This is a genomic window from Bacteroides sp. 14(A) (assembly GCF_000526555.1).
In the GTDB taxonomy this organism is placed as follows: domain Bacteria; phylum Bacteroidota; class Bacteroidia; order Bacteroidales; family Bacteroidaceae; genus Bacteroides; species Bacteroides cellulosilyticus.
In genome coordinates, this window is the sequence record NZ_JAGH01000002.1 from 1,888,474 (window position 1) to 1,902,130 (window position 13,657).

General features: G+C 50.9%; 13 protein-coding genes. 6 read left to right on the forward strand and 7 right to left on the reverse strand.

Features of this window, described 5'->3' with window-relative positions; all coding sequences use genetic code 11:
- Positions 1–13 precede the first annotated feature (13 nt).
- The 6 genes from K429_RS28730 (at position 14) to K429_RS0114545 (ending at position 7,273) form a co-directional block, all read left to right on the forward strand.
- Entirely contained in the window at positions 14–739 is a 726-nt protein-coding gene (locus K429_RS28730) for a DNA-directed RNA polymerase subunit alpha C-terminal domain-containing protein (RefSeq protein ID WP_044096677.1), read from the forward strand.
- Positions 740–760: 21 nt separating this feature from the next.
- Entirely contained in the window at positions 761–2,947 is a 2,187-nt protein-coding gene (locus K429_RS0114520; protein ID WP_026367341.1) for a type IV secretory system conjugative DNA transfer family protein, read from the forward strand.
- Between the two features lie 144 nt (positions 2,948–3,091).
- Positions 3,092–4,417, forward strand: a complete 1,326-nt coding sequence (locus K429_RS0114525) for a DUF3440 domain-containing protein (RefSeq protein WP_044096678.1) — start codon at positions 3,092–3,094, stop codon at positions 4,415–4,417.
- A 140-nt stretch (positions 4,418–4,557) separates the two neighbouring features.
- Positions 4,558–5,193, forward strand: coding sequence for a TetR/AcrR family transcriptional regulator (locus K429_RS0114530; protein WP_026367343.1), 636 nt, complete (start codon positions 4,558–4,560; stop codon positions 5,191–5,193).
- A gap of 465 nt (positions 5,194–5,658) precedes the next feature.
- Positions 5,659–5,985 carry a helix-turn-helix transcriptional regulator gene (locus K429_RS0114540; protein ID WP_026367345.1) on the forward strand — a complete coding sequence of 109 codons (327 nt, stop codon included), beginning with the start codon at positions 5,659–5,661 and terminating at the stop codon, positions 5,983–5,985.
- Positions 5,969–7,273: a type II toxin-antitoxin system HipA family toxin gene (locus K429_RS0114545; protein ID WP_026367346.1), complete on the forward strand. Its 1,305-nt coding sequence runs from the start codon at positions 5,969–5,971 to the stop codon at positions 7,271–7,273. The genes K429_RS0114540 and K429_RS0114545 overlap by 17 nt, the downstream gene beginning before the upstream one ends.
- A gap of 462 nt (positions 7,274–7,735) precedes the next feature.
- Here K429_RS0114545 and K429_RS0114550 read toward each other — a convergent pair whose 3' ends face one another.
- The 7 genes from K429_RS0114550 to K429_RS0114585 form a co-directional block, all read right to left on the reverse strand.
- Positions 7,736–8,110, reverse strand: coding sequence for a hypothetical protein (locus tag K429_RS0114550; protein ID WP_026367347.1), 375 nt, complete (start codon positions 8,108–8,110; stop codon positions 7,736–7,738).
- 33 nt (positions 8,111–8,143) lie between these two features.
- The gene (locus tag K429_RS0114555; RefSeq protein ID WP_026367348.1) at positions 8,144–8,416 is read right to left on the reverse strand and encodes a hypothetical protein; all 273 of its coding nucleotides are present in this window, start codon (positions 8,414–8,416) and stop codon (positions 8,144–8,146) included.
- A gap of 7 nt (positions 8,417–8,423) precedes the next feature.
- Complete coding sequence (locus tag K429_RS0114560) at positions 8,424–8,699, reverse strand: hypothetical protein (protein WP_026367349.1); 276 nt, start codon at positions 8,697–8,699, stop codon at positions 8,424–8,426.
- 442 nt (positions 8,700–9,141) lie between these two features.
- Positions 9,142–9,624, reverse strand: a complete 483-nt coding sequence (locus K429_RS0114565) for a hypothetical protein (protein ID WP_026367350.1) — start codon at positions 9,622–9,624, stop codon at positions 9,142–9,144.
- A gap of 465 nt (positions 9,625–10,089) precedes the next feature.
- Positions 10,090–10,593 carry a DUF4313 domain-containing protein gene (locus K429_RS0114575; protein WP_026367352.1) on the reverse strand — a complete coding sequence of 168 codons (504 nt, stop codon included), beginning with the start codon at positions 10,591–10,593 and terminating at the stop codon, positions 10,090–10,092.
- Positions 10,594–11,064: 471 nt separating this feature from the next.
- Complete coding sequence (locus K429_RS0114580) at positions 11,065–12,813, reverse strand: ParB/RepB/Spo0J family partition protein (protein ID WP_026367353.1); 1,749 nt, start codon at positions 12,811–12,813, stop codon at positions 11,065–11,067.
- A gap of 56 nt (positions 12,814–12,869) precedes the next feature.
- Positions 12,870–13,121, reverse strand: a complete 252-nt coding sequence (locus K429_RS0114585; protein ID WP_026367354.1) for a hypothetical protein — start codon at positions 13,119–13,121, stop codon at positions 12,870–12,872.
- Positions 13,122–13,657 lie beyond the last annotated feature (536 nt).

Here is a 13,657-nt window from a genome sequence, read left to right on the forward strand (position 1 = left end):
ATGATAAACCTATATGGAAACGATAGACGTAATTATGCTTGTCGGATTGGTGCTGATGATAACGGCACTTGTCCTGATGTACAAATGTGCGAGAGGTAAATCCTGCCGACGGAAAATGGAAAAGATCGCCGATTCCGTCGCTTCGGATAAAGAAGATATTGATTTTCTGGTTAAACGGTTCGGCTGCCTTTTCGAGGAAATGGCTGCCGATCACAGAAAAGAATCCATCCTGAAAGAACGTGCCGCCAGACTACAGGAGCTTGTCGAAGAATTGGAGTACCAACGGAACGAACTGGAAACGGACAATAGGTCGATGACAGACATCAACGATGAGCTGAAGCGGGGCAATGCCGAACTCGTAGAGAAATCCACCCGCCTGCGCAACGAAATATCATGCAGCGAGCAGACCATCCGGGATATGGGGAAATACATCGACTCTCTCAAAAAAATCAGAGAGGGACTTGAGATAGTCCTGAACAATATGTCGGCAGAAGAGGTGCATTACCTCTCGGAGCCGGTTTTCAGCCTGGGGATTACGCCGTCCATCCGAAGGCTTCTTGAAGCTCACGGGATATTGTATATCGGGGATCTGATTCATCTTGACGAGTCGTACCTCATGGACATATGGGGTGTCGGCCCGGTAACCCTTGAAAAGATAAAAACCAAGCTGAACGAGAACGGCGTATGGTTCGGCATGGACGTTATCCGGGTAAGTGATCACTGGTATCGCCGGAAATAGGAACTAACAATGGATTGATTCATGGAAGAGAGCAAGGAATTACAAGGGTTCTATAAGATATTCCGCGCGGTGGTGTATGTCTCCGTGCTGTTGGAGTTTTTCGAGTATGCCATCGACCCCGCCATGCTCGACCACTGGGGCGGGATACTGTGCGACATCCACGGGCGCATCAAGCAGTGGATGATCTACAACGACGGCCATCTGGTGTACAGCAAGGTGGCTACGGTGCTGCTGATCTGTATCACCTGCATAGGTACACGAAATAAAAAACATCTGGAGTTCAATGCCCGCAGGCAGGTGTTGTACCCGCTGACGGGCGGATTGCTGCTGCTCGCCCTGTCCGTGTGGCTGTTCAACCACCCGATACAGGAACGGTTCTACACGCTGCCGCTGAATATCATCCTCTATATGGCAGCCTCCGTCGTGGGCGTGGTACTGGTACATATCGCACTGGACAATATCTCGAAGTTCATCAAGGAGGGACTGATGAAAGACCGGTTTAACTTTGAGAATGAAAGTTTTGAACAATGCGAGGATAAAATCGAGAACGAATATAGCGTGAATATCCCCATGCGATACTATTACAAGGGTAAGTTTCGCAAGGGCTGGATTTCGATAAGCAACTGTTTTAGAGGCACATGGGTAGTCGGAACTCCGGGCAGCGGGAAGACCATGTCGATTATAGAGCCTTTCATCCGGCAACATTCGGCTAAGGGATTCGCAATGGTAGTATATGATTACAAATTCCCGACACTGGCCACGAAGTTGTATTACCACTACAAGAAAAACGAGAAATCGGGTAAAGTACCCAAAGGGTGCAAGTTCAACATGATTAACTTCGTGGACGTGGAGTACAGCCGACGGGTGAATCCGATTCAGGCAAAGTACATCAACAACCTCGCGGCGGCGAGCGAAACGGCGGAGACTCTGCTGGAATCCCTGCAAAAGGGAAAGAAAGAGGGAGGCGGTGGCAGCGACCAGTTCTTCCAGACCTCGGCGGTGAACTTCCTCGCCGCCTGCATCTACTTCTTCGTGAACTACGAGCGCGAACCCTACGATGCGGGCGGCAAACCGTTGTACGCGGAGAAGCGGCAAGACCCGCAGACAAAGTTCTGGAAACCCACGGGTGTGGTGCGTGAACGTGAGGGCGGAAATATCGTGGAGCCGGCCTACTGGCTGGGGAAATACAGCGATATGCCTCACATCCTGTCGTTTTTGAACGAGAGTTACCAGACCATCTTCGAGGTGCTGGAGACGGACAACGAGGTGGCACCGCTGCTCGGCCCGTTCCAGACGGCGTTCAAAAACAAGGCGATGGAGCAACTGGAGGGCATGATAGGTACGCTGCGCGTCTATACCAGCCGTCTGGCGACCAAGGAGAGCTACTGGATATTCCACCGCGACGGGGACGATTTCGACCTGAAGGTAAGCGATCCGAAGCAGCCGAGCTACCTGCTGATAGCGAACGACCCGGAGATGGAGAGTATCATCGGTGCGTTGAACGCCCTTATCCTGAACCGTCTCGTGACACGCGTGAACACCGGGCAGGGCAAGAATGTCCCCGTGAGCATCATCGTGGACGAGCTGCCGACACTGTACTTTCACAAGATAGACCGCTTGATCGGCACGGCACGAAGCAACAAGGTAAGCGTAACGCTCGGCTTCCAAGAGCTGCCGCAGCTGGAAGCCGATTACGGGAAGGTGGGTATGGAGAAGATCATCACGACCGTGGGTAACGTAATCAGTGGCTCGGCGCGGGCGAAAGAGACGTTGGAATGGCTGTCGAATGACATCTTCGGCAAGGTGGTGCAGGTAAAGAAGGGCGTAACCATCGACCGGGACAAAACTTCCATCAACCTGAACGAGAACATGGACAGCCTTGTGCCCGCCTCGAAGATCTCGGATATGGCAACGGGATGGCTCTGCGGACAGACGGCTCGGGACTTCATCAAGACGAAAACCGGCATGGGCGGCTCGATGAACATTCAGGAGGCGGAAGAGTTCAAGACCACGAAGTTCTTCTGCAAGACGGATTTCAACATGGCTGAAATAAAGAAAGAGGAAGCGGCGTATGTGCCGCTGCCGAAGTTCTACACGTTCAAGTCGAGGGAGGAACGCGAACGCATCCTGTATAAAAATTTCGTACAGGTGGGACAGGATGTGAAAGAGATGATAAAGGATGTGCTGAACCAGCGCAACGCTATCTGAAAAAATGGCAGGGAAAGCGATGGTTGCAATAGGCTGTTGTCAGTAATAATCTTAAAATGTGGCATATAGAATCGAAAAATATAAGCCGGAATTACCCCTTACATTTAATTATTCCTATTTTTGCAGTCAAAAAAACACATCATCATGGCTGCAACTACACGTCAGGTCAACGTGTACGACCTGATACAAGAAAGGCTGAAAATCATATTCGGCGAGTTCGACAACATCTACATCTCATTCTCCGGTGGCAAGGACAGCGGGGTTCTGCTGAACCTATGTATCGACTACATCCGGAAACATAACCTGAAAACCCGGATAGGCGTGTTCCACATGGATTACGAGATACAGTACAAGATGACCGTGGAGTACATCGAACGCACGTTCAAGGAGAACCGGGACATCCTCGACGTGTACCGGGTATGCGTGCCCTTTCGTGTCACTACCTGCACCTCGATGTACGAGAGTTACTGGCGGCCATGGGACGAGAGCAAAAAGGAGGCGTGGGTACGCCCCATGCCCGCGGACGCCATGACCTTGCATGATTTTCCCTTTTACGACACCCGGATGTGGGACTACGACTTCCAGACGGAGTTCTCCCGCTGGTTTCACGGGCGGCAGCAGGCGAAACGCACCTGCTGCCTTGTCGGGATTCGGACGCAGGAGAGCTATAACCGCTGGCGTACCATTTATAGGGGCGTCCAAGAACTGTATAAAAATTACAAGTGGAGCACCAAAATCGACGATGGCATCTATAACCTTTATCCTCTCTTCGACTGGAAAACGACTGATATATGGGTGGCCAACGGGAAATTCCGCTGGGACTACAACCGCCTGTACGACCTCTACTACCAGGCGGGCGTCAGCCTTGACCGACAGCGGGTGGCAAGCCCGTTCATCAGCGAGGCAATCGAAAGCCTCGCGTTGTACAAGGTCATAGACCCCAATACTTGGGGACGGATGATCGGACGGGTGAACGGCGTGAACTTCACGGGTATCTACGGGAGTACGCAAGCCATGGGACGGCAGAAGATCCGCCTGCCGGAAGGACACACGTGGAAATCTTTCATGGAATTCCTGCTCTCGACCCTGCCGGAGCGTACCCAAAGAAAATACCTCGCCAAACTGAACACCAGTATCAAGTTCTGGAAAGAAAAGGGCGGATGCCTTAGCGACGAGGTGATACGGAAGCTGAAAGAGCGGAACATCCCCATACTGGTGGGGGAAGATACCAACTACAAGACGGAAAAGAAACCCGTAAGGATGGACTACCTCGACGACATCGACATCGCGGAGTTCAAGGAGATACCGACCTACAAGCGGATGTGCATCTGTATCCTGCGCAACGACCATACATGCAAGTACATGGGATTTTCCCTGACCAAGGAGGAGACGGAGATGAAGAACAGCGCCCTGAAAAGATACGGCAACATCATGGATGCACACCGGCCGGAAGCCCGCAGCAATCCCTGAAATGGAAGCGCGGGCAAAAGGGAGCCGGACATTTCATCCGGGAAGTTTTCGATATTCGAGCCGCAGAGAGGATAAAACGGGGCTCGTATTCAAAGGACATATAACTGTCTAACTTTTGATTCGAATTAATTCAATTTATCATGATAGTTCAAGCATACCTACGGACCGAAGACATGCCGGTAAAACAGCGGGTACTCGTCGTAACCTACGAGGCGATTATCCAAGAGGGTATCCGTGCTGTCAGCACGGACGCCATCGCGCAGACTCTACACATCTCCAAGCGGACCATTTACAAGCTATTCTCTACCAAGAAGGTACTGATTAAAGAGAGCGTGAACCATGCACTGGGTGCTCTATGCGCCGAGCGGGACGCAATACGCCACAGCAAAGATTCCTGCTTCGAGAAACTGATTGCCCTTTCCCACCTGCATATCCGGGAGCTGCACCGGGGGCAATCCCCATTCTGGAATGAGATTGACGGGGATACCACCTATCGGGAGGTGTTTTCGGGTATTCGCTGTTATTGGAAACATGTCTTTATGGAAATGCTGGAAGAGTGTTACAAGCAGGGATGTTTCGACCGGAAATATATTTCCGGCAGGGAGGAGCTGAAGATGTTTTCCAAAATCTTCTTGCAGGTGCTTTACGGTATGCATATTACCCATACCCCGGATTCTCTGGACATCCTACGGCAAACGGCCTTTATCCTGCTCCGGGGTATCTCCTCACCCGAATACACCGAGTGGATGGATGAATATCTCGGACATTCGATATAAAGCAGGAGCTTGACAAGTCCGGGGTTGTTCCGGAAAAGTCTTACGAACTGCTGTAAAAAAAGGTGTCCGCTCCGGTCCACGGACATACCGGCAACAAATACCGCCCGAATCATGCGGGCGGCGTCCGTTACCGGCAGAGAATCGTCAAACGGCACCTCCGAATAATTTCGTCCTCTGCCGCAGACAGAAATCCTCATACTCTTCTTTATTCGTGCTGCCCTCGATGTGGCGGCCGATAAGTTCGCCCAGCTCTGCGGAACCTACCTTGTCGCGAACGGGCCGTATCCCCTGTTTGTAATGAAGATAGACCTCGTAATAGCCCGAACCGTTGAGCGCGACGATAACAGAACCGGAATAAAAGGATTCACACAAAGATTGCCTTGCCCATTCGTAAAACCATATCAAAGATAGTTATATATGGATATTTATTGCTATATTTGCAAAGTAATAGCAATATATAGATATATGGATAAGGGTGTTTATACAACGAATCAGGACATTATCACGCTCCTTTGCCAGCGCCTGAAGGAGTACCGTCTTGCCGCACGGATCAGTCAAAAGGAAATGGCCGAAAGGTCGGGTGTGGGACTGACTACCATCAGTCATCTCGAACAAGGGGTAAACCGGAATATCACGCTCAATAATTTCATTTCACTGATGCGTGTGGTCGGAATGGAGCAGCGTTTGTTTGAGTTGTTGCCCGAACTGCCCATGCCCCCGATGGCATTGAAACAGATAAACAAATTCATCCCCAAAAGAGTAAGGAGGAACAGCGATGATACGGAATCTTGATGTTTTTTTGTGGAACCGGAAAGTCGGTTCTTTGGTTACATACAAGGAGAGGTACGCGGAAAGGATATGTTTCTATTTTGACCGTGATTTCCTTGGTGGCGGGTATGACATTGCGCCCTTGCGGGCCTCTATCCACAGCACGTCCGCAAAGAACGGGTTGCCCGTGTATGCCGATGACGGGAAGCTCTTCGGCGGCCTGCCTTCTTTCATCGCCGATTCCTTACCGAATCATTGGGGAAACAGGATATTTAATGAATGGGCCAAGAGCCATAACATCAGTACGAGAAATCTGTCCGCCCTCGACCGTCTGGCCTACATCGGCAGAAGAGGCATGGGGGCACTGGAATTTCTGCCTCCGGCAGCCGAGGATATGGAGCAGCCCTTTAAGGTCGAGATCGACGACCTCTACAAGCTGGCTCAATCGGCCTTGAACGAGGCAAGGGGGTTCAAGGCTGAAATGCAGCCGGACCTGATGATCGAAAGTCTGTTCAAAGTGGGGACATCGGCCGGTGGCCGCAGACCCAAAGCCATCATCAACTTCAACCCGGAAACCAACGAATGCTATTCGGGACAGGTGGCAAGCCCGATGCCCGGATATGTTCCCATGATTATCAAGTTCGACGAACATTCGGACGTCCCCACTACCCGCATTGAATACAGCTATTACCTCATGGCGAAAGATGCGGGGTTGAACATGATGCCTTCGCGCCTCGCGGAGGGTGAGAAAACCGCCCATTTCCTGACCGAACGGTTCGACCGTCGGGAGGGGAAGAAAATACACGTGCAGACCTTGGCGGCCATGAACCCGGCTGCGGACAGTTATGAATGCCTCTTTGACACCGCCTGTCGTATAGGCGTCCTGCCGTCGGAACTCAAGCAACTGTTCCTCTTGACCGCCCTGAACGTGCTGGGAGGAAACGTGGACGACCATAACAAGAATTTCAGTTTCCTGATGGGCGACGACGGGGTGTGGCATATCGCTCCGGCCTACGATTTCACCTTTTCCGTCGATCCGTCCGCCCCGGGATATGTGAACCGCCACTGCATGACCATCTGTAACAAGAACTCCGCTATCGGGCGCGAAGACTTGCTCGAACTGGCCAAACGCTACAACGTAAAAGGAGCCGGTTCTATCATAGAAAAGGCTGTCGGCGTTGTTTCCAACTACGACCATTACGCGGAACTGGCCGGTGTCGGCGGATATTGGCGTCGGCAGATCAAAGAGGAAACGGGCTACCGGATAGAAAACATGTCCGATATTCCACACCATAGAGGACTCGGAAGGTAGGCCGGCTTTCACCTATCGGACAGGTTATTTTTTGCAATTTCCGGATACCTCCGGATAACCCGGGATTATTTCGGGGAGGCAGAAGTTGTTCAGTGGTAAACGGGTGGTAAGTAAGTGGTTGATGAGTGGTAAATGGGTGGTAGCCGGGTGGTAAGCGAGTGGTAGCCGGGTGGGTGGTGGGTGGCGGTTCTTTTTAATCGGATTTGACAAGTGGGAGAAAGATACGCAGCGAGGCAGCAAGGGCAATCAGAAACGAACCCTTTTTGCCTGCTGCCGCACCAATTTCTGATATTACCTGTTCGGGAAAGCTCCTTTCGATAAATTGCCCCAGCGAGCAGTCGTTGGGGCCTATCGGTTAGCCGATTGAGGTAAAAAAGGCCAGTCCGGGCATCGAGATGTCCGGTCATATCGGAACACCGCCCCATCCGATGCAGGCGGTGTCCGCTATTCCTACCCTATGTGTCAGACGGACTTACCGCCGAGCAGCCGAGTAAACTGCCTATGACAAAATTCTTCGTACTCTTTTTCATCCGAGCCTTTCTCGATAGCCCTGTCGATGACCTCGCCCAGTTCGTCACAACAGACTTCTTCACTGACACACTTCGCATCCATGCCTTTCAGCAGATATACCTCGTAATAGTCCGAACCGTTAAGGGCGACTATCACATAACCGGCGTGCAGCCGTCCGTTCACTTTGATACGAAGTGCGGGCATACCGCTGTACACTGTTGCGGCAAATTCTTTGATACCCCATGACATGAGGACATTGGCTTGTGTCGTTGCTATCAACTGTTGTTGGGCGGTCTGTGCCACCTGCATTACATATTCTTTTTCCATGATTGTGATATTTAGATAATGATTTATTTATCGTCAGTCGAACCATTCGGGATTGTCCTCCTTCAGTTCGGTAATGAGTTCCTTGTCGGAGAGTTTGAGGGTCTTCTTATCGGTGAAAAAGAAAACCTCGTCGTAGATTCTTTCGGCTTCCTTACTGGCAAAGCCTTCGTTTTCATCGTTGAAGCTGCCGGGCTGGAGGGCGTCGAGCAGGGCGGTCGAGCCGATAAGAAGTTCTTCGCCATTGTTGGATACCACCACCCGACAAGGATAGGTGTTGCCGCCGAATTGTATTTCCTGTGTTTTCATACGTCTGTTATCTTAATGGGATGTATTTCCCGTTTTCATTCAGATACTCCATGATTCGCTTTGCTTCCTCGTGCGAGGCTCGGTTACGGTCGTCGTAGCAGCGTGTATCGTCCGCCATGACAACGATACACTCTTTGATAAGCCGATAGAGGCTCTGCTGGAGCGTGGGGTGCATCGTGGGGATGGCTGCCGCAAACCGCTTGGGATTGAAATTGTAACTGTTCACTGCCATTTCCCAATCTTTGGCGAGTTGGTACTCTTTGCTTTCTTTGATGTTGTCCATTGTCTTGAAATTTTAATGATTTGTTTTTTCTTCCCTTTTCTTGAAGCCTTTCGACTTCGCCCAAAGGGGTTGTTTTCATGTGCGTTCCAAACGGTGGGATGCAAGAACGACGGGCAAGGAACCGGAGATGAAATTTTATGAAAAGCCGTAATCTGTGATTGCGGAAAGTTGTCATCAAATTTCATTTCAGGTAGTGATAGCGGTACTTGAACGGCGTTTGCCCACCGTACCTTTGCACACGAAAACAAAACTGTGGAGAAGTCTTGGCTACGAAGGTGTTACGCTGTTATAACAGGAGTCCGGCACGGATAAAACCCGGAGGTAAAACTGGTCGAAAGTTCGGCAGAACATCGCTATAAAAGTAACCGGGGCACGCATGGATGAGCTATTATAAAACCACCCGCTTTTGCGGCGGGTGGCTATCCGGTACTCATCCGGAGTATCAGAAATGATAGTCGATGACTCCTCCGATGTAGAGTATCGTGTCCGGCTCAAGAGAGCAAACGAACTCCATAAATGCAAAGGACTGCTCGGCAAAGGACTGGAAACCCTCTCCATCCAAATAAAAATGATAACACGTATCCAATGGATTTTCCACTGCCTGCTTGAGAGAATAGGTCGAACTCCATTTCAGCATATTTTCAATGGTAATAGCTTCCGCCTTTTTCCGGATGTTGGCAACGTACTCCTCTTTCCATTGCTCCACACCGCCATTGTAGCGTATGGTATTTTCGGATACAAGTTCGAACATCCCTTTGGGCAAGGCATGATTGACCAAATAGTCAATATCCTCCTTACGCTCTTCATCATCTATCTCGGAACAATAATCATAGGGGCCGCAATCGCCCTGTTGGAGCGTATCTTCATTCAGATAGTTCTCTTTGTCTATCTGCATCGTCGAGATTTGAAAAATCCTGCTGTGCATAATTTTAATTGTTAATTGGTTGAACACTTTTATTTCCCTCCTGTTCGGCTCTTTTTTCCGTCTGAACCGTTTGGGATTTACAGATGCTTCACGGGACTGGCGAACAAGCTGTTTCCGACGCTTTTTCCGGAAAATTACGCTTTCGCAGAAAGGAAGAATTTTCCGAGAAATGCACTTCAAAGCGACGGAATCAGGCGCGGCAGTCCACCTTTGCGTCTGGAAAACCGACCGGCGAGAGGCAGGAATGGGCCGGATAAGCGGTAAGAGAGAAAGATAGAAAAGGGAGAAGGCGACGGCAGGCGGCTTGCAGACCGGGACGGTTATAAAAGGAAACGGAGCGAAGAGTATTCGGGGCGACTATAACAGGCATGAGGCAGGGCAAAAAAGGACAGCTGCCACACCGACGGGGATTCCGCCGGTGAGGTAACTGCCCGTCGGTCATGGGCAACCCATATACCCAGCCGCCTATCCGAACAGCTCAATGTCTGCTCTTTGGAAGCTCCGCGGGTTATGCTGGTACAGAAGCGGCAGATCCAGCATAATCATCGGATATTCTACAAACCCGCTTCTGCGTCTGTAGCCGGAATCGGTCGCCAACCCGTTTGCCGTCAAAAACTCCATCGCATCCGGGTAATGGTTTACGTCCATGAATGTACGGTCTGGCACACCGAGCGCATCCATTTCCTCCAAATTGACGGACAGTACGATGTAATCGTCTTCGTCTTCTACATTTTCCAAGGTGAGTGCCGGCCAGCCGTTATTGTAGAAACGTGGCACGAAGTACCAGTGTTTTCCCCTGAACTCGTACTTCTTCTGCGCAAAGGAGTAGTCAGGCTCTACGATTTGGAAATCGTCCTCACCGGCAACAAAGGCGTTCATGGGGTCGCTGACATCCATATACACTTCATCTTCTTTGTGGCACAAGTAGCTTGCATCTTCCGAACGAACGATAGTAAATTGCAATTTCATTTTTTCTAAATTTAAGTGGTTGAACTTTTTTATTTTTCCCCTCTGTTCGGCCTCCTGATTGTCGGAGCCGTTCGGGTTTTACGATGCGTCCAAAGGGCTGGCGAAAAAGCCCTCTCCGACGCTTTTTCCGGAAAATTACGCTTGTGAAACAAGGAAGAATTTTACAGGAAATACACTTCAAAGCGGCAGGTTCGGGCGCGGCAGCCCACCTTTGCATCCTAAAAGCAGAGAGGCCCGACACGGATGGCTGAATCCGAGAAAGGTATAAAGGAATCGGGCGGGTGGCGAGGGGCCGGAGGGAAAGTAGAAGGGGCATAGAAAAGGCATGACTGCGCGGGTGGCGGATTTGCCCGGCAGATGCGCCGCCCGGCAACGGCTTCGGGCGGTTGTCGGGGAGCGTACCTACACATTATATATAATGTACGAATAGAGGGCGGATTACTCCGTCCCCCTATCCGTTCGGGATTATGGTCAGGCTGCGATTTCTTCTTGCGGAGGTTCCTCGGTGTGTGCCTCCGCTTCGGGTTGCGGTTCATCGGATTGTTCCGTTTCCTGCTTCGCCTTTTCCTGCACCAGAAGGACGGCTTTCTTTTCCTCAATGCGTTGGTGGCGTTTCTCGTACACCTCGTTGTGTCCGTTCTTGATAGCGGCGAGCTCTTCGGGCATATGTTTCTCGGCAAAGTCGAGCAAGAGGGAGGTCGTGGCGTTGCTACCCGATGCGTTCTTGAAATTGGCTATCAGAAAATCCCTGCGGATAACGGCTTTCTGCTTGCCCGTGAGGTTGGCGATGATGTTCATCTTTTCCTCGTCCGTGAGGTGTTGGTAAACCGGTTTTTCTTCCCCGACACCTACTGCTTCGAAATGCTCCCTGCGGAGGAACGAGAGCAGAAAGAAGTAAATCATCTTGTCTTCGTCCTGTCCGAACTTGCGCTCGGACATATCGACCTCTAAAATCTGCTTCTTGGCGTCCTCTACCGTCTTTTCAAGGGCAATCTCCTTGTTGCGCTTGTCCTGCTTCTCCAACTTTTCAACAGGTGAAAGCGTCTGCACCTGCGGTGTGCCGTTCGCACCTGCGGCGGCAAGGGTCGTGTTTTTGATGTAACATAACACGATGTCGTTGTTCTCGATGCGGAAATAGAGGGTGATTTCGCCTGCTTCGCTTAGGGCTCGGATTTCCTCGCATTTCTCCGTGTAACCGTTCAAATCCAGCTCGTACTCGCTTTGTGCCTGCTCGTATTCCTCGTCCGTCTCGTAATCCTCTTTTCGGGGTGCTTCGGGCTGTTCGGGGTATGCCTTTGCGCAATGACCAAGGCTCACTACCTCGTAGCCCATAGCTGTAAGGCGTTCGACTACGGTTTCGTTGTAGTTGTAACTTTCGTGGCAGAGGGACAGGTCGGGGCGTTCTTCCATGAGACGCAGGGCTTTCTCGGTGAGATAGGATGCGTTCATCTCGGCAAGGCAGGTACGGTTGGCGCAATTACCGCAACCGCCCTCGCAGAACAACATCATGTTGTTGGTGTTATGTGGGCATGAAAGGCAGAGGGTCTTGTCGAATGCGTATCGGTCGAGGTCGGTGGTGTACCGGCGTTCGATGTTCCGTGCGACATCGGAGGCTTTCATTCCCCGCCAACTGTTATGCTGCACGCCTTCTTTCAGATGCCTGTCGTACACCTCACGCTGAATTTCTTCCCCGTAACGGCAGATTTCGGTCGCTACGCTGATTGTGATTTCGTCCTGCTCCAAAAGTTGGGCGATTTCGGGTATCAATGACACGAATTTAAGGCGTGTGCGGATATAGTTCTCGTTCTTTCCGAACTGCACCGCCAAAGATTGTACGTCGTGGCGACCGCTGTCTATGAGTTTCTGATAGGCGTTGGCTTCCTCTATGGGTGTAACGTCCTTGCGTTGCAGGTTTTCCGTTACCGCCATTTCTTCGGCTGTCTCGTCCGAAATTTCCATGACGATTGCCGGGATTTCTTCCAGCCCTGCCATGAGGGCGGCACGGTATCGGCGTTCGCCGAAAACAATCTCGAAGCGGTTGTCCGCAATAGGGCGCACTCCGACGGGCTGTAACACGCCCTGCTGACGGATACTTTCGGAAAGTTCCGCAAGGCTCGCCTCGTCAAAGTTCTTGCGTGGATTGTAACCACTCGGTTGCAGGTTTGCCAATGCTACCAATGCGTTGTTTTTCTCTACGGATTGAATTGCTGTTGCTTCCATAATCATAAAATTTTAATGGGTTTATATTTAATTTGTTTTGGGGGTCTTTGTGAGGTTCAGCAGGTCGGGTCGAACTCGTATTCCTGCGGATTGTCGTAGCCGTCGAACACTACCCGAAAGGTGTCAAAGTCCTTTCTGCCCGCCAGTCTGACTGTATCTCCCTTTCCGATGAAATAGGGTTCGGTCATTGTCCGAAACGGTGCGCCGAGCGTTACCCTGTCAGCTAACGTACATACCCTGTCGGGGAGTTCGGGCATGATATAACCCAATGCGTATTCGTTGTACACTACCAATTTGATTTTGTCCATTGTCTTTTATTTTTTTTGTTTTTTATTTTCCCTCCTGTTCAGCTCTTTTTTCCGCCTGAACCGTTTGGGATTTACAGATGCCTCACGGGGCTGGCGAACAAGCTGCTTCCGACGCTTTTTCCGGAAAATTACTCTTTCGCAGAAAGGAAGAATTTTTCGAGAAATGCACTTCAAAGCGACGGAACCAAGCGCGACAGCCCAAATTTGCGTCTGGAAAACCAACCGGCGAGAGGCTGGAATGAAGCCGGATAGCGGAAGAGAAAGAAGATAGAAAAGGGAGAAGATGACGGCTGTCAGCCTGTAGATGGGGGCTATAAAGGAAGGATGGAACGGGCGCAGGGCCGGATCGGGATAGAAAAGGTACGAGGCTTGCCGGCAAAAATGCGGATAGCCGCAGTTATGCCCTATAACAGAGCGTTGGACTTTTGAAGTTGCCGTCGTATGTCGTTATTGCCTGTATCTTATAGCCTTTATGGCTCTATTCAAAAAACAAATATCCAAGTTCTCGGACGGCATGTGGGGGATAAGGCATAGTC